The organism is Providencia sp. Marseille-Q8014, from assembly GCF_965112055.1.
Genome location: NZ_CBCOPT010000001.1, coordinates 1 through 17,263 on the forward strand (window position 1 = coordinate 1; position 17,263 = coordinate 17,263).

Here is a 17,263-nt window from a genome sequence, read left to right on the forward strand (position 1 = left end):
GTGTCACTTTCGCTTTGGCAGCAATGTCTTGCCCGATTGCAGGATGAACTACCTGCCACAGAATTCAGTATGTGGATACGCCCTCTTCAAGCTGAATTAAACGATAATACACTGGCACTTTATGCCCCGAATCGTTTTGTCCTTGATTGGGTAAGAGATAAGTACATCAATAATATCAATGAATTATTGAATGACTTTTGTGGTACTGATGCACCAGTACTACGTTTTGAAGTGGGGAGCAAACCAATAACGACTCCTCCAGCGAGTACGCAATCTCGCCATGCTCATGAAGTGCCTGCGATTGCCATTCCATCGGCACCTGTGAAACCAAGTTGGGACAACTCAACCAAAGCACAGCCTGATGTCGCCTATCGCTCAAATGTGAATCCAAAACACACATTTGATAACTTTGTTGAGGGTAAATCAAACCAACTCGCTCGCGCTGCTGCGAGGCAAGTAGCTGAAAATCCCGGCGGAGCCTATAACCCTTTATTTCTTTATGGGGGAACGGGTTTAGGTAAAACGCACTTATTACACGCCGTTGGTAATAGCATCATGCAACACAAAGCAAATGCGCGCGTGGTGTATATGCATTCTGAACGTTTTGTTCAAGATATGGTCAAAGCTTTACAAAACAATGCGATTGAAGAGTTCAAACGCTATTACCGTTCTGTCGATGCATTGCTTATCGATGACATCCAATTTTTTGCGAACAAAGAGCGTTCTCAGGAAGAATTTTTCCATACCTTCAACGCATTACTAGAAGGTAATCAACAAATTATTTTAACTTCCGATCGCTACCCTAAAGAAATCAACGGGGTCGAAGATCGTTTAAAATCGCGTTTTGGCTGGGGGCTAACTGTCGCCATTGAGCCACCAGAGCTAGAAACTCGAGTCGCGATTTTGATGAAAAAAGCCGATGAGAATGAGATCCAACTTCCAGGAGAAGTGGCCTTTTTTATCGCAAAACGCTTACGTTCCAACGTTCGTGAGTTGGAAGGGGCGCTAAACCGTGTTATTGCAAATGCAAACTTTACAGGCCGCGCCATCACCATCGATTTTGTACGTGAAGCGCTGCGAGATTTACTAGCACTACAAGAAAAACTGGTAACTATTGATAACATTCAGAAAACTGTCGCTGAATATTACAAAATAAAGGTTGCAGATTTACTTTCTAAACGCCGTTCCCGTTCTGTCGCTCGCCCGCGTCAGATGGCAATGGCACTGGCGAAAGAACTGACGAATCATAGTTTGCCTGAAATCGGGGATGCCTTTGGTGGCCGTGATCATACAACGGTATTGCATGCTTGCCGTAAAATTGAACAATTACGGGAAGAAAGCCATGACATCAAAGAGGATTTTTCTAATTTAATCAGAACTTTATCATCTTAATTGCTATGAAATTTACTATTGAACGCGAGCAGTTATTAAAACCGTTACAACAGGTTAGTGGTCCATTAGGCGGGCGTCCAACGCTACCTATTTTGGGCAACCTTCTCTTACAAGTTAAAGAAGGTGCTTTGCTATTGACGGGAACCGACTTAGAAATGGAGATGATGGCCAATGTTCCTTTAACACAGGAACATGACGTTGGAGCAACAACCGTTCCAGCACGCAAGTTTTTTGATATCTGGCGTGGGCTACCTGAAGGTTCTGAAATTCGAGTCGAACTTGATGACGACAGATTGCTCGTTCGCTCTGGACGTAGCCGTTTTTCACTGTCAACCTTACCGGCGACCGATTTCCCAAATTTAGATGATTGGCAAAGTGAAGTTGAGTTTTCACTTCCACAGTCAATCCTTAAGCGCTTAATTGAAGCAACCCAGTTTTCAATGGCACACCAAGATGTTCGTTATTACCTCAACGGCATGCTATTTGAAACAGAAGGTCAACTTTTAAGAACCGTTTCTACCGACGGTCACCGCCTTGCCGTCTGTGCCATGGATATCGGACAAGACTTACCTTCTCATTCAGTCATTGTGCCGCGTAAAGGGGTGATTGAATTAATGCGCCTGTTAGATGGCGGTGATTCTCCGGTACAATTACAGATTGGTAGCAATAATATTCGCGCGCATGTCGGTGACTTTATTTTCACGTCAAAACTCGTTGATGGCCGGTTCCCTGATTATCGCCGTGTACTGCCGAAAAACCCAGACAAAACATTAGAAGCTCGCTGTGATTTACTCAAACAAGCGTTCTCACGTGCAGCGATTCTATCCAATGAAAAGTTCCGTGGTGTTCGTTTGTATTTCAGTGAAAATCAACTTCGCATTACCGCGAACAACCCTGAGCAGGAAGAAGCGGAAGAGATTGTTGATGTGAGCTATCAAGGCACAGAAATGGAAATCGGTTTTAACGTGAGCTACATCTTAGATGTCCTCAATGCGCTGAAAAGTGAAAATGTCACTCTGTTTTTAACCGATGCCGTGTCGAGTGTTCAAATTGAAGACTCCGCCAGCAACGCAGCGGTTTATGTCGTCATGCCAATGCGCTTGTAATTATTTTTATGATACTTTCGCGTTTATTGATCCGCGATTTTCGTAATATTGAAGATGCCGATCTCACTTTAGCTAATGGATTCAATTTTTTAATCGGTCCTAATGGCAGCGGTAAAACCAGTGTACTGGAAGCGATATACACGTTAGGCCATGGTCGTGCATTTCGCAGTATTCAAGCGAACCGCGTCATTCGTCATGAACAAGCGCAATTTATCCTACATGGAAAATTAGGCCATCTTGATGAATCACGCAAAGAGCTGTCACTCGGTTTAAGTAAAAATCGTGAAGGTGACAGCAAAGTCAGAATTGACGGGACAGATGGTCATAAAATTGCAGAGCTGGCAAAACTGCTGCCAATGCAATTAATTACCCCTGAAGGGTTTACGTTGCTAAATGGTGGACCTAAGTATCGGCGAGCCTTTATCGATTGGGGGTGTTTTCATAATGAACCCTTGTTTTTTTCCGTTTGGTCAGACTTAAAACGGTTATTAAAACAACGTAATGCCGCTTTACGGCAAGTTAGCCATTATGAACAAATACGCCATTGGGATAAGCAGTTAGCTCCCCTTGCAGAGCAAATTAGCCGATGGCGGGATGAATATATTGCAGGTATTGCGGAGAATATTGAGCAAACTTGCCAACAGTTTTTGCCTGAATTTGTTTTATCGGTCTCTTTTCAACGCGGTTGGGATAAAGAAACCGATTATTCAGAGCTATTAGAGCGCCAATTTGAGCGCGATAAAGCGTTAACCTATACCGCGTCAGGGCCACATAAAGCAGATTTACGGATCAGGGCAAATGGAACCCCTGTGGAAGATATGCTTTCACGCGGTCAGTTAAAACTTTTAATGTGCGCATTAAGGTTAGCGCAGGGTGAGTTTTTCACCCGACAGAACGGGCAAAGATGCCTGTATCTACTGGATGATTTTGCCTCGGAACTTGATTCGGGCCGTCGTCAATTATTAGCGGCTCGACTCAAGGCTACGCAAGCTCAGGTATTTGTTAGCGCAATAACACCTGAGCAAGTTAAAGACATGATTGATGTAAATAGCAAGATGTTTAGCGTAGAACGTGGCAAAATAGAAGTTAAACCACAGGAATAAATATAGCGGGAAACGTTGATGTCGAATACATATGACTCCTCAAGTATCAAGGTATTAAAAGGGCTGGATGCCGTGCGTAAGCGCCCAGGCATGTATATCGGTGATACCGACGATGGTACAGGTCTTCATCACATGGTCTTCGAGGTTGTCGACAACGCTATCGACGAAGCCCTCGCCGGCTTTTGTGACGACATCGTGATCACAATCCATGCTGATAACTCTGTCTCTGTTCAAGATGATGGTCGTGGTATTCCAACAGGTATCCATGAGGAAGAGGGAGTATCAGCAGCAGAAGTTATCATGACAGTTCTGCATGCAGGCGGGAAATTTGACGATAACTCCTATAAAGTCTCCGGCGGTCTGCACGGGGTTGGGGTTTCTGTTGTTAACGCCTTATCCGAAAAATTAGAGCTGACTATCCGCCGTGATGGTAAAGTTCACGAACAAACCTATAGCCATGGTGAGCCACAAGGCCCATTAACCGTGGTTGGTGAAACGGAGCAAACCGGAACACGTGTCCGTTTCTGGCCAAGTATGGATACCTTTAAAGGTGTCACTGAATTTGAATACGATGTTTTAGCGAAACGTCTGCGTGAGCTATCATTCTTAAACTCAGGTGTATCAATCAAACTCATTGATAAACGTGATGGCAAAGAAGATCATTTCCACTATGAAGGCGGTATCAAAGCTTTTGTTGAATATTTAAGCCGCAACAAAACCCCTATTCACCCATCCGTATTTTATTTCTCGACTGAAAAAGACGGCATTGGTGTTGAAATTGCTATGCAGTGGAATGATGGTTTCCAAGAGAATGTTTATTGCTACACCAATAACATTCCTCAGCGTGATGGTGGTACTCACCTTGCAGGCTTCCGTGCTTCAATGACACGTACGCTGAACAACTATATGGATAAAGAAGGCTATCAGAAAAAAGCCAAAGTCAGTGCAACGGGTGATGATGCTCGTGAAGGCTTAATCGCGGTTATCTCTGTAAAAGTGCCTGATCCTAAGTTCTCATCACAAACAAAAGAAAAACTCGTCTCTTCAGAAGTTAAAACCGCTGTTGAAACGATGATGAACGAACGTTTTGTCGAATATCTTTTGGAAAATCCAAATGATGCCAAAATCGTTGTGGGTAAAATCATTGATGCGGCCCGTGCTCGCGAAGCTGCTCGTAAAGCACGTGAAATGACTCGCCGTAAAGGCGCATTAGATTTAGCGGGTTTACCGGGTAAATTGGCAGACTGCCAAGAACGTGACCCTGCACTTTCTGAACTTTACCTTGTGGAAGGGGACTCAGCGGGCGGCTCTGCAAAACAAGGCCGTAACCGTAAGAACCAAGCGATTTTACCTCTGAAAGGTAAAATTCTGAACGTCGAAAAAGCGCGTTTTGATAAGATGTTGTCTTCACAAGAAGTGGCTACGCTAATCACTGCATTAGGTTGTGGTATTGGTCGTGACGAATACAACCCAGATAAACTACGCTATCACAGCATCATCATTATGACGGATGCTGACGTTGATGGTTCACACATACGTACCCTGTTATTAACCTTCTTCTATCGTCAAATGCCTGAAATTGTTGAACGCGGTCATGTTTATATCGCTCAGCCACCACTGTATAAAGTGAAGAAAGGCAAACAAGAGCAGTATATCAAAGACGATGAAGCGATGGATGAGTACCTGATTTCGATTGCGCTTGATGGTGCTGCTCTACATTTAAGTGCTGATGCACCGGCAATGAAGGGTGAAGAGCTAGAAAAACTGGTGGTTGAATACAATGCCGCGCATAAAATTATCCGCCGCCTTGAACGCCTCTATCCACAAGCTCTGCTGAATAGTTTGGTATATCACTCAACATTGACAGAAGATGCGCTGAAAAACAAAGAACAAGTTGAAGAGTGGGCGAAAACATTAGTTCAACGTTTAGAAGAAAATGAACAGCTTGGTAGTACTTATAGCTATTTCATTAAAGAAAACCGTGAACGCCAGTTGTTTGAACCGACTATTCGTATTCGCACCCACGGTGTCGATACCGACTATAATCTGGACTTTGACTTTGTTCATGGCAGTGAGTACCGTCGTATCACGCATTTAGGTGATATGATCGCCGATTTAGTAGAAGAAGGCGCTTACATCGAGCGTGGCGAACGTCGTCAGAATATCAACAACTTTGAAGAAGCATTAGCATGGTTGAGTCGTGAATCACGCCGTGGACTTTCTGTACAGCGCTATAAAGGTCTTGGTGAGATGAACCCAGAGCAACTGTGGGAAACAACCATGGATCCAAATACACGCCGTATGATGCGTGTGACCGTAAAAGATGCGATTGCCACTGACTTGCTGTTTACCACATTAATGGGCGATGCTGTTGAGCCACGCCGTGCCTTTATCGAAGAGAATGCTCTGAAAGCGGCGAATATTGATATTTAATTACCGCCGATAAAAAATGTTATAAAACAGAAAACCTCGTGTAAAAACATGGGGTTTTCTTTTTTTATGACTTAACATAACGCTAGTTTACAGTTTTTTACCCCCTCAATATTAATTACACACGCATTTTTTATGTTATAAACGCTTAACACATACCTAATTAACTAAAAGTAATACCTATTGGAATTTTTATTAAGCAAGGTATCTAGAACACTATTATTATTATGCGTTTATTTATCATTTTAGTTTATTTTTTACTGATCTCCGCTATCCCTGCATTATTGAGTGGTGATATTAGTTTACTTTCCAAGCTAGCTATTACGGTAACTGGCACCCTAATTATGTTACTGTGCGCAGGGAACTATAAAACGCTAGTGGGTAAAATTGCCACCGTGTTTGTTGCCTTTTTATGGGCGCTCAATCTCTCGGTTTCTTTTTTCTTTTACCAAAAACATGACATCCGCTTTTCCTCATCAATAGCCGAAACCTTTATCAATACAAATAGCAGTGAAACAGTCGGTATGCTTTCCTACAATAAATACTACGTACTGTTTTATCTTGTTGTGTTTACTGTTTATTTTCTCAGTATTCATAAGTGTGCTAAATACCTTAATCGTAAGGTCACTTTAGCTAGTTTTGGCCTATTCTGCGTCTATCTTGCGGCAGTTCCCGCCTATTATTCTGCATTATTCGCAAAACAAGATAGCTACCTACTGTTAGGGGAGCAATACCTCTCCCATACGCCTTTTTATAACGCCTCGGCACTGATTAGGAATCTCTATGAAAATCGAGGTATTAGAAAAATATCTAGCCATGTCGTTAAATATCAATATGATAAAAAACAACCTGATGCCGATATTTATGTGCTCATCATTGGTGAATCAGTACGTCGTGACCACCTTAGCCTTTATGGTTATGAATACGACACCACGCCGAACCTCAATCGACGTAAACAACAAATGTTAGTGTTTCAACAAGCCTACTCCCCTGCACCAGTCACCATCTTATCGGTTCCTGTATCGCTTTCTAATATCAGTTTTTCGCAAATGCAGGATAAGCAACATTATGCAGATAACATTATTGCCTTAGCTAACCATGCTGGTTTTGAAACCTATTGGATTAGTAATCAAGGTAAGACAAATAAAAAAACCAGTGTCATTTCTTCCATTGCCAGTATGGCAAAACACAAAAAATGGAATGAATTCGTCGGTTACGATGAAGAAATTTTGGATTATGTTGAGCACGCGATAAACACTGAGCTGGATGATTCTAAAAAGAAAAAACTGATAGTACTACACACCTATGGTAGCCATGAGCCATCCTGTAACCGCTTCCCTGAAGAAGAATATCAGGCATTCAGTGAGCAAGAGGATGATAATTGTTATGACAGCTCTATCGCCTATACCGATAAATTTATCGATAAAATTCTACAGCAGCTGGAAGGAAAATCGGCTTCGGTGATGTATTTTTCTGACCACGCTTTACAACGGTTAGATAGCGATAATCAAATACACTATCACCATGGCGTCAATAGCCCGCGTAGAGAAGCTTATGAAATTCCGCTATTTATATGGTACAGCCCCAATGCCACTAGGCCTGAATTAAATGAGCAGGTTCTACATCAACCATACTCAACAGCGAATAATTATTGGCTAATGAGTGATTGGTTAGGCATACAACAAAAAGCGGCGAAAGCCTGTTTATCTCCCTTACGCCATTGCTACCAACCACAAAAAGAGATCAATATGATCGATGGAAATCGTAATCTATTGAATTTGAAAACATTACCATCTGAGTTATCCTCTCCACAATAAGCATAAATCACTCCCTGTGATGTCATGGGGGAGTGATTGTGCTTAATCTTCACCGAATCGTTCGGGAAAATCTTTAACTGTCATTTCTACGGCATTCTTCGCTAAGCTGTCTAAAAAACCAAATAACTGTTGTGCATTTTGCTCGGTTAAATCAGCCGCCAAGTAATCATTCCATTTGTTTAATTTGTGATTTAACTCATCGACCACTTTGTTTCCCAAAAGGGTCAACGAAATATGATACGCACGTTTATCAACATCACTATTTTTCTTTTCCACCCACTTTTGTTCGAGAAACTTGCTGATCCCTCGCGTGGTGACTGACTTATCAATCACCATCGCTCGCGATATTTGCTCAAGCGTAGATTCATCATATTGTTGAATATGAAGTAACATCAAACACTCGATGGCATTAAGCCCATAAGGCTCCCCCATCCATTTCATATAACGGTGAGCCGCACGACTGATGATCCCAAAAACACGAGCTTGGTCTGTACGCATAAACACCTCATTAGTTGATTTTGTCAACTATTTAGTTGATAATTCGCTATCCATTTAGTTGATATTATCAACTAATCTTATTGTTCACACGCAGATATTACTCATATTCAATACTTTATGTCACATAATAATGCCTTATTGCAGCGTTTAGGGTTTAGCCCAGATCGTTTACGTTTTGCCACAATTACGGCTTGTGCCTCCATTATTGCGCTATTTATCGCACAATATTTTCAGCTCGTTCATCCGCAGTGGGCGGCAATGACAGTATGGGCATCGGCGCAACCTTGGCGTGAAAACCTACTCGAAAAGAGTTGGTGGCGTTTTGCTGGCACCGTCAGTGGTGTACTCGCGGGCGTATTGCTTATTTATCTGCATATGCTTCATCCCCTCTTGTTTATCCTTGGGCTTGCCGTCTGGTTAGGCGCATGTAGTGGCATTGGCCAATTACAAAAAGGATTCGTTGCCTATGGTACGCTACTTGCAGGCTATTCAGCCGTCATGGTGAGTATGCTTAGCGTACATGATACCAATAATATTTTTATGGTCGCATGGGATAGATTTTGGACAATCCTGGTCGGTGTGCTATCTGCCGTTATTTTTAATTACCTGTTTACCCCTAAGCGAGATCAAGCACCAGCAACCGTGCTAAAAAATCAAATTGACCAACGATTTTATGCCGTTTTGCATCATGCATTAAATAAAAAAGAGTCGGTTAAACAAGAGGATATTGACACGTTATGGCAACAAATTGCCAGTTATGATGAGTTGCTTGAAGCAAATCGTATTGGTTGGCGTTACCATCGAAAACAGGTGGTTCAGGCTCGACAACGATTAATAGCACAAAGCCAAATATTACTTCATCTCGCCCAATTTAGATCCATTGCAGCATTCCCTTTTCCTGAACATGAGCCTTCAGAAAAAGAATGGAAACATTTACTGTTCCTTTGCCCTAACGGTCTATTAAAAAGTCTTTTAATCACGCTTTATTACGCCATTAAAGGCACATCCATCAAAAGAGTTAGCCGCATCGATAAGTTAAAACTACATCAAGACAAAATATCGGCATGGCATGCCTTCACGCGTTCATTTATCACCATTGGAGTGGTCGGGGTACTTTGGTCACTCACGCAATGGCAAACACTCGCTTATCTCACTCTAGGGCTCTCCGTGATGTTAACTATATTTGCCTCATTCGATTACCCTGACAGGTTTATGAAAAATGTCTTTATGGGGCAATTTTTAGGTGCTGTTGCGGCATTAATCTGTACTTGGTTCCTATGGCCCTTTGCAAATTCATCGTGGCAGATGGCCTTATTCATTATCCCTGTTATCGTTAGCGGTATTTTAGTTTTTGCTCACAGTCGACTGATTTTTATCGCTTTTGACTACATCATGGTATCCTTGATTTTACTGCAACCAAGCTACCCATTTTCCCTCTCGTTACCAACAAGTATCGGGAATGCAATAGCCATTGTTTGCGGCCCTCTGGTTGCTATGGCGGCGTTTATGTGGATCTATCCTACTAATCCGCAAAAACGATACCAGCACCTACTCAGGCTCGCACATCGGCAATTTAAGCAGGGTATTTTACAACTTGCTCAGGGTAATAAGCCGTCAACGACTCGAATAATGCACCGTTTATTAAATGGATTAGCACTCGCCAAAAAAAGTGAGTTTCCCTTTAAGTCGACCCTTGAATTTTTCGAAATAAGACATGGCATTTGGTTAGTTTTATTAATGCTATATAAGCAGTTTTCACATAATCCATCGAAAAAACGCGCATTAAATGTATTAGTATTTCGTCTACAACACGACAAAATAACCCCATACAATATCGAACGCATTATGCAGCGATTACAACGCAACGAAAATTCAAATAGAGTGGTGTTGTTACACCGCTATTTAAATAAATTATCTGCGGAAAAGATAAGCTAGCTGCACCTCAACGCTGAGGTTTCAGGTGCAGCGATAATTGAATGCATTTACAGCAAAATATTTAACATACGACGCAGTGGCTCTGCTGCTCCCCACAATAGTTGGTCACCAACTGTGAAGGCTGACAGGTATTCAGGCCCCATATTCAATTTACGAAGACGACCAACAGGTGTACTTAATGTACCTGTTACCGCCGCTGGGGTAAGTTCACGCATAGTGATTTCACGATCATTAGGGACGACTTTGACCCACTCATTATGCGATGCCAGTAGCTGCTCAATCTCATTAAGTGCAATATCTTTTTTGAGTTTTAGTGTGAATGCTTGGCTATGGCAACGCAGTGCACCAACACGAACACAAAGCCCATCAACAGGAATAATATTGTTACCTGTCGCCAAAATTTTATTGGTTTCTGCTTGGCCTTTCCATTCTTCGCGACTTTGGCCATTTTCGAGTGCTTTATCAATCCATGGGATCAAACTACCGGCTAAGGGTACCCCAAACGCATCGGCTGGCATCGCGCCGCTGCGTGTAAAGTCTGTCACTTTTTTCTCGATATCTAAGATAGCGGATGCTGGGTCTTGTAGTTCTTTAGCAACTTGAGTATGCAAAGCGCCCATTTGTATCAATAATTCGCGCATGTTACGTGCACCAGCACCTGACGCGGCTTGATAAGTTGCTACAGAAGCCCATTCAACTAAATTATGAGTAAATAAGCCGCCTAATGACATGAGCATTAGACTGACGGTACAGTTACCGCCAACAAAGGTTTTGATCCCTTTATTCAAACCGTCTTGGATATGTTGTTGGTTGACCGGATCAAGAATGATGATCGCATCATCTTTCATACGTAATGCTGAAGCAGCATCAATCCAATAGCCATCCCAACCTGCCGCGCGCAATTTAGGATAGATATCATTGGTATAATCACCGCCTTGACAACTAATAATGATATCTAACGCTTTTAATGCATCAATATCATTGGCATCTTGTAGTGTACCGCGATGACCGCCATACGCTGGAGCTTCTGCACCATGCTGAGAAGTGGTAAAAAATACAGGATGAATTGCGTTAAAATCACCTTCTTCTACCATTCTTTGCATTAAAACTGAACCGACCATGCCCCGCCAGCCGACAAATCCTACATTTTTCATTGTGTTCACCCTGTCCATTTAAACATTTTTACCCAAATAAATTTCGAGATCCCCTGTATCCCTTCTTTCTTTATTCACAGAAATTAGAAATTCATTAGGTACATTAAAGCTGACAAAATATGAACCAGTGTGCAAGTGAAATTATTCACTAATAATAAGAAGATTAGTAATATCGCTAATATACTTGCCATACGGCCAGGCTTAGAACGACTCACTAAACTCAATATTTGACTTACCTTCTACTTTACTGGCTCTAAATCGTTATCCATATGCCCGCCTGCTACCGAAAAAACCGGCTATTGAGTCGCCTTTTCTTTCCAAAACAACAATAAAAAATGCTTTTTTGTTATTAATTAATATCATGAATGATCACTTTTGATTAAAATCCCCACCTGCTTTTCTCAGGATACTCTTTGCCCTATGATCAAATATGTTCTTTTTAGTTTCTGGATAGTGTTAATTTATCCTTTAGGTGTCGACCTGCATCTAACAGGTATTCCGCTCATCGCCGCAGACCTACAAGCAACTGAAAGCCAGTTGCATATGGCCTTCTCTATTTATCTCGCGGGGATGGCATCAACAATGTTAATTGCTGGCTGGTGCGCCGATCATATTGGGCGTAAACCTGTTGTTCTGGTGGGTGCCATGATATTTGCGGCCTCATCCATCATGGCTGGCACATCCACTACCGCTAATTTCTTTTTGATTGCTCGTTTTTTACAGGGAATTGGGGCGGGATTCTGCTATGTAGTCACCTTTGCCATATTACGCGATGTATTATCGGCAAGAGTACGTACTAAGGTACTCGCGATGATGAATGGGATTACTTGCATTGCGCCAGTACTTGCCCCTGTTATCGGTTTTGCCATTTTACTCTTTTACCACTGGTCAGTGATGTTTTACTTTATGGCTGCCTACGCGGTCGTCAGTATTTTGTTTTGCCTTATCGGTATTAAAGAAACCAAACCGGTCATCAATAAAAATCAGCACAATGACACGCTAGCAACCTCCGCCGCAGAGGAACGTTTTCTTAATAGCTTCTTTTTGACTCGCTTGATCATTTCCTGTTTCGGTATTGCGGTGATTTTAACCTATGTTAATGTCTCCCCAATCATTTTGATGGGTAACTTAGGCTTTACAACGGGGCAATTTTCTACGGCAATGACACTACTGGCGATGCTGAGCATGGCAACATCATTTTCCATGCCAAAGCTGATTTCTTTATTTAAGAGCCAATCACTTATTTATACTGCCCTCAGTTTATTTTTAGTCAATGCGCTGATTTTGCTGTCCTACTTATCAGGCATTGAACATATTGCGCTGCTATTTGTTGTGTTTGGTTTTTGCGGTGTAGGCTTTTCAATGTTATTTGGCATTATTATGAGCCAAGCGCTCTCACCCTATTCAAGGAAAGCGGGTATCGCCAGTTCTATTCTCGGTATTTCACAACTGAGCTTTGCTTCTCTTTATATCTGGATTATGGGTTGGATTGGCGTACAGTCCATGCATATGCTGTTGATCATTTTATTAGCGGCGGGTCTTATCAGTATGATATTACTAAGAATATCAGCCCAATCAAGTTTGAAAACTGCAACGATAGAGTCAATATAGCCCCTTTAATCGATAAAAAATAACCATCGCGGCACAGGACTGCGCGATGGTTCAGGAAAACGGAAGCAAGTTCAATAGCCACTCACTGTTCTTCCATAAACACATTATTCAAATTTCCCATCGACTTTTACGCCAATTTATTAACGTATTGATGATTTATTCCGTTGTGAACATCCCTGGCATTTAAGGCAAATCAGCGTTTTTTCTTACAACCTTGGACAGCTTTAAAACGTGGGTTGGTTTTACAAATAACATAGACACGGCCACGTCGACGTACGATTTGACAATCAGGATGGCGCTGTTTCGCCGTTTTTAATGAACTCAACACCTTCATGATTATTTTTCCTCTTTTGACAAGAAGCGAGCAAAACGTTTTTGGAACTGTGCCGTTTTCCCTTCTTGTGAAATCATTTTTTGTTTACCTGTATAAAACGGATGTGATTGTGAAGAGACATCCAGCGTGACATAAGGATAGGTTTCCCCTTCAAATTCAATGATTTTTTCCGTTTTAATCGTCGAACCTACTTTAAAATAGGCATCAGCACTTGTGTCGTGAAATACAACAGTTCGATATTGTGGATGGATACCGTCTTTCATCTTAATACACCATTTGTTATGTTATAATATAACAATATTAAATTTAAAATGATGATGCAACCTTTTTGTGAAAAAGAAAACGCATCAACGAATCAATTACTTGTTTTCGTTAGAAAATAGCCACAGATAAACCGTCTTCTTTATTTTGCATATTGAGTATTTATCCTGTTAATGCAGCAGTGAGTTGCTTAATAGGGTTACCGACGGAGAATATGAAGTTATTCAGCTAACAACAAATAAAGTTCAATCGAGAGAAATCGTTCTTTTTGGCTTATTGGTGATGACGTATGTCCATACAAGAAGAACATCATTGATAGGTAAGCGAGAAAACGGTGGATTCGAACATGCCTCTTCCACATTCACCGTAGAGAAATGAGCATATCCATCGCACCTAGCATTTCAATCCCCGTAAAAAATAAAGATCAAAACGCTAATTCCCCCTATCAAGAACTTTTGTATAATTAGGCAAACACACACTATTCATTTATTATTTATCAAATAGATACAGTAGTATTAATGATGAATTAACCACAAAGGGATAACAAAATGTATTACGGCTTTGATATGGGCGGTACTAAAATTGAACTTGCTGTGTTTGATGAGTCACTCAACCCTATTTGGCAAAAACGTGTGCCGACACCTAAAGAAGATTATCAAGCTCTTTTACATGTCTTCCAAAGTCTTACTGAAGAGGCCGATGCAAAATTTGCTTGTCATGGAAAAATAGGCGTCGGCGTGCCAGGTATTGTGAATCATGCCAAAGGAACGGTGTTTACCACTAACGTTCCCGCAGCGCAGTACCAACCTTTGATACAGGACTTAGCGAATACCTTACAGCGCCCAGTCAAAGTCGAAAATGATGCTAATTGCTTTGCACTTTCAGAAGCTTGGGCCCCCGATTTCACTCGTTATCCTACCGTACTCGGCCTAATATTAGGCACCGGTGTTGGTGGTGGTTTCGTTACGCAAGGTAAAGTACTTTCAGGAAAAAATGGTATTGCAGGTGAAATTGGTCATATGAATATTTCACTGCAAGGCGCTCGACGCCTCGGTGATAGTGTTCCTGAAATAACTTGTGGTTGTGGAAAGAAGGCTTGCTTTGAAACCTATTTGTCCGGCCCAGGTTTTGAGCGAATTTATGCTTCTTTTACTGGTGAAAAAAAATCAGCCATCGAAATCATTCAGCTTTATCAGCAAGGTGATGTTGCCGCTAAACAGCATGTTGAACGTTATATTGATCTATTAGGTATGTTTTTAGGCCAAGTATTAACGGTTCTTGATCCTGATTTAGTCGTGATTGGTGGTGGCTTATCTCAATTTGATGGTATTTATCAGTTATTACCCGATGTACTTCCACAATACTTATATGGCATCGCTAATCTGCCTGCGATTGAAAAGGCGCGATATGGCGATTCAGGGGGAGCAAGAGGCGCTGCTTGTTTAAACTTACGCGATTAATGATATTCAAAAATAGCCTATTTTTCTTATACTAAAAAAACTGAAGCAGCGCTAAATACATCGTGTCTCTTTTCGTTGTTTCAGTTTTTTAAATAGCGAGATCGGGAACCAAAATACCGTAAAACACCCCATTTTAATGTTCAAAAAGAGATTCACCCATTCACATTTGGCCTTGTTATTTTTAACAGCGCCTAAACAAATATTCCAAATCTATCAATAGATAGATTGATTAAATATTCATTAATGGCAATCTCATCTTCTTTATCAATTGATTATTGTCACCGTTAAAAATGATGTATTGGTTTTTAATTAAACCTCAAACATTAATGTTACATACTGTTTTTATTGATTTTTTTCGTGTTAATCCCAATAAATAAATTTAAATTAATGATTGAGTTCGTTGACGTTAATCCCTATGAATAACTTAAACATACAGTTAATTATAATATCGCCTCATTTTTAATCAGGCGAAATTTAGCTTAAATAATCAAATAACGCCATAAGTCATCGCCATTTAATAAATTGATAATAGTCCGTTATATTAATAAAAAAGAGGCGTTATCATCCACATATGAGGGAACAACCATTTAAAATGCCCTAACGATTAAACAATAAAACATGACTAACTACATCACTATTTTATTAATTGTTTGATTAGAACACACGACCGTCTCTTACTCATTTTGAATTATAAATAAAGCAAAATAACCATGAATAAATTATTGTTAAGTTTTTTGCCAACTTCATCACAAAAAAATAATTATAATTCATGATTAAATAAAATATGAACTATATGTTTATTATTGCTAGGGCTCATTAAAATTATTAGTGGCCTTAGCAGAACTTATCGGTTATCAGATAAACCAGTCCTTTTAATCTTTAAATATATAACATTACTTATCAGATATTTTCAAAATATCAATTGATTAGTGATTGTGATTATAATGGTAAAAGATAACTCCGATATTATTTAAATAAGCTTTCTGTTTCATCTGATTAATTAAATCATATGAAATAAAGCATCACATTTAATCAATGAGGTATATCATGAACTTTAGTCAATCACCTTTAGTTATCAATAATGCAAATAAAAAACAATCCAGCTCTGACTTGATTGTACAAAGTAGTTGCCGATCCGTTCTGCAACAGCCATTTGTTAATTTCACTAATAATCCATCATTAATTAACTTACAGCAAGATGTCAATTCTGCATTAGGCATAGCAAAAGAAAATTCAAATTATTATCTTGATACTATACAACCAATGATAATTAGTAATATTTCTAGCATTAGTGCTTACTATACCATGCATAATTCAATAGCAACCCAAGTTCCAGCGGGAACAAGTATTTCTGATTGGCTAAATATTTTAAGTGCGATTAGAGATCAATCAAAAACATATGCAAGTGAGGCGCATATCACTAGCACGCTTTTGTCACAATTTAGTCATAAGTTAGATAATAGTGTATCGAGCTTCTATAGTGTTGTTGATAAATTAAACGCCGCTATACTGGGTGATAACGGTGCGCTAGCTCAAAATAGAAATAAATTAATCGATATACAAACACAAATAGCTGTTGATGAGGTAGGTATAACACTTGGTGCGATAAGTATTGTGGGAGGGCTTATATCGATTGTTGTCGGGATTGCAAGTTCCTTTTTTACCGGAGGCGCAACAATTACCATGGTGATAGGTGGGGGAGTGGCAATAGCAACGGGTGTTGCTGGTATTACAGGTGCCACATTAAAACTTAAGGGTGACCTTAAATTAAAAGAGATCTTATTAGTTGAGGATGCTAATTTGAAAAATGAGGTTAGAGTCGCTCAAGCATGTTCAGCTGGAAATGCACAACTGGCAGTGTGTATATCACAAGCAGCTCAATCTTCACTTGATATGTCAAATGCATGGGGTTTTCTCTCTAATGATATAGAGAGCCTTATTAATGATCTAAATATGGGGATTATCAGTGGTGATAAGGTTAGAGAGTTATTCTTATCAAGTGCGAATAACCAAGTTAAGATCGTCTTAAAAGATACTGATATAATTAAATCACAAATGAGTGGTATTGAATATGTCATTAACCCCAAAAAGTATACTTATGATTTAATTAATGTTAATTAAAAGTAAGCACTGAAAATAGCAGTGGAAGTTAATAACATGAA

The 17,263-nt window shown here is 40.3% G+C and carries 13 protein-coding genes; 9 read left to right on the forward strand and 4 right to left on the reverse strand.

The window, feature by feature from the left end; genetic code table 11:
• The 5 genes from dnaA to ACWPW6_RS00025 form a co-directional block, all read left to right on the forward strand.
• On the forward strand, positions 1–1,392 hold a 1,392-nt coding region (gene dnaA, locus ACWPW6_RS00005), incomplete at its 5' end, for a chromosomal replication initiator protein DnaA (protein ID WP_369119955.1).
• A 5-nt stretch (positions 1,393–1,397) separates the two neighbouring features.
• Positions 1,398–2,498, forward strand: a complete 1,101-nt coding sequence (gene dnaN / locus ACWPW6_RS00010; RefSeq protein ID WP_154623501.1) for a DNA polymerase III subunit beta — start codon at positions 1,398–1,400, stop codon at positions 2,496–2,498.
• 8 nt (positions 2,499–2,506) lie between these two features.
• Complete coding sequence (gene recF, locus ACWPW6_RS00015; protein ID WP_163860444.1) at positions 2,507–3,601, forward strand: DNA replication/repair protein RecF; 1,095 nt, start codon at positions 2,507–2,509, stop codon at positions 3,599–3,601.
• Between the two features lie 18 nt (positions 3,602–3,619).
• A complete protein-coding gene (gyrB, locus tag ACWPW6_RS00020) occupies positions 3,620–6,034 on the forward strand; it encodes a DNA topoisomerase (ATP-hydrolyzing) subunit B (protein WP_154623499.1) in 2,415 nt (804 codons plus the stop codon).
• Between the two features lie 224 nt (positions 6,035–6,258).
• A complete protein-coding gene (locus tag ACWPW6_RS00025) occupies positions 6,259–7,848 on the forward strand; it encodes a phosphoethanolamine transferase (RefSeq protein WP_196714135.1) in 1,590 nt (529 codons plus the stop codon).
• A 42-nt stretch (positions 7,849–7,890) separates the two neighbouring features.
• Here ACWPW6_RS00025 and ACWPW6_RS00030 read toward each other — a convergent pair whose 3' ends face one another.
• Complete coding sequence (locus ACWPW6_RS00030) at positions 7,891–8,346, reverse strand: MarR family winged helix-turn-helix transcriptional regulator (protein ID WP_154623497.1); 456 nt, start codon at positions 8,344–8,346, stop codon at positions 7,891–7,893.
• A 117-nt stretch (positions 8,347–8,463) separates the two neighbouring features.
• Here ACWPW6_RS00030 and ACWPW6_RS00035 point away from each other — a divergent pair, with 117 nt between their 5' ends.
• Complete coding sequence (locus ACWPW6_RS00035; protein WP_249999554.1) at positions 8,464–10,281, forward strand: FUSC family protein; 1,818 nt, start codon at positions 8,464–8,466, stop codon at positions 10,279–10,281.
• 47 nt (positions 10,282–10,328) lie between these two features.
• Here the strand turns inward: ACWPW6_RS00035 and asd are convergent, their stop codons facing one another.
• A complete protein-coding gene (gene asd, locus ACWPW6_RS00040) occupies positions 10,329–11,435 on the reverse strand; it encodes an aspartate-semialdehyde dehydrogenase (protein WP_154623495.1) in 1,107 nt (368 codons plus the stop codon).
• 420 nt (positions 11,436–11,855) lie between these two features.
• On the opposite strand from asd, the gene ACWPW6_RS00045 reads away from it, so the two are divergent.
• Positions 11,856–13,046 (forward strand): MdtL family multidrug efflux MFS transporter, encoded by a 1,191-nt coding sequence (locus ACWPW6_RS00045; protein ID WP_154623494.1) that lies wholly within the window; start codon positions 11,856–11,858, stop codon positions 13,044–13,046.
• A gap of 193 nt (positions 13,047–13,239) precedes the next feature.
• On the opposite strand, the gene ykgO is transcribed toward ACWPW6_RS00045, so the two are convergent.
• Positions 13,240–13,380 carry a type B 50S ribosomal protein L36 gene (gene ykgO / locus ACWPW6_RS00050; protein ID WP_154623493.1) on the reverse strand — a complete coding sequence of 47 codons (141 nt, stop codon included), beginning with the start codon at positions 13,378–13,380 and terminating at the stop codon, positions 13,240–13,242.
• Positions 13,381–13,382: 2 nt separating this feature from the next.
• Positions 13,383–13,643 carry a type B 50S ribosomal protein L31 gene (locus ACWPW6_RS00055; protein WP_163860447.1) on the reverse strand — a complete coding sequence of 87 codons (261 nt, stop codon included), beginning with the start codon at positions 13,641–13,643 and terminating at the stop codon, positions 13,383–13,385.
• Between the two features lie 546 nt (positions 13,644–14,189).
• Here ACWPW6_RS00055 and nagK point away from each other — a divergent pair.
• Positions 14,190–15,101, forward strand: coding sequence for an N-acetylglucosamine kinase (gene nagK / locus ACWPW6_RS00060; protein WP_154623491.1), 912 nt, complete (start codon positions 14,190–14,192; stop codon positions 15,099–15,101).
• 1,047 nt (positions 15,102–16,148) lie between these two features.
• A complete protein-coding gene (locus ACWPW6_RS00065; RefSeq protein WP_249999555.1) occupies positions 16,149–17,222 on the forward strand; it encodes an HBL/NHE enterotoxin family protein in 1,074 nt (357 codons plus the stop codon).
• The last annotated feature ends 41 nt before the right edge of the window (positions 17,223–17,263 follow it).

Excerpts from the sequence above, each read along its gene's own strand:
- dnaN (WP_154623501.1), top strand. The coding sequence starts at position 1,398 with ATGAAATTTACTATTGAACGCGAGCAGTTATTAAAACCGTTACAACAG.
- recF (WP_163860444.1), top strand. The coding sequence starts at position 2,507 with ATGATACTTTCGCGTTTATTGATCCGCGATTTTCGTAATATTGAAGAT.
- gyrB (WP_154623499.1), top strand. The coding sequence starts at position 3,620 with ATGTCGAATACATATGACTCCTCAAGTATCAAGGTATTAAAAGGGCTG.
- ACWPW6_RS00025 (WP_196714135.1), top strand. The coding sequence starts at position 6,259 with ATGCGTTTATTTATCATTTTAGTTTATTTTTTACTGATCTCCGCTATC.
- ACWPW6_RS00030 (WP_154623497.1), bottom strand. The coding sequence starts at position 8,346 with ATGCGTACAGACCAAGCTCGTGTTTTTGGGATCATCAGTCGTGCGGCT.
- ACWPW6_RS00035 (WP_249999554.1), top strand. The coding sequence starts at position 8,464 with ATGTCACATAATAATGCCTTATTGCAGCGTTTAGGGTTTAGCCCAGAT.
- asd (WP_154623495.1), bottom strand. The coding sequence starts at position 11,435 with ATGAAAAATGTAGGATTTGTCGGCTGGCGGGGCATGGTCGGTTCAGTT.
- ACWPW6_RS00045 (WP_154623494.1), top strand. The coding sequence starts at position 11,856 with ATGATCAAATATGTTCTTTTTAGTTTCTGGATAGTGTTAATTTATCCT.
- ykgO (WP_154623493.1), bottom strand. The coding sequence starts at position 13,380 with ATGAAGGTGTTGAGTTCATTAAAAACGGCGAAACAGCGCCATCCTGAT.
- ACWPW6_RS00055 (WP_163860447.1), bottom strand. The coding sequence starts at position 13,643 with ATGAAAGACGGTATCCATCCACAATATCGAACTGTTGTATTTCACGAC.
- nagK (WP_154623491.1), top strand. The coding sequence starts at position 14,190 with ATGTATTACGGCTTTGATATGGGCGGTACTAAAATTGAACTTGCTGTG.
- ACWPW6_RS00065 (WP_249999555.1), top strand. The coding sequence starts at position 16,149 with ATGAACTTTAGTCAATCACCTTTAGTTATCAATAATGCAAATAAAAAA.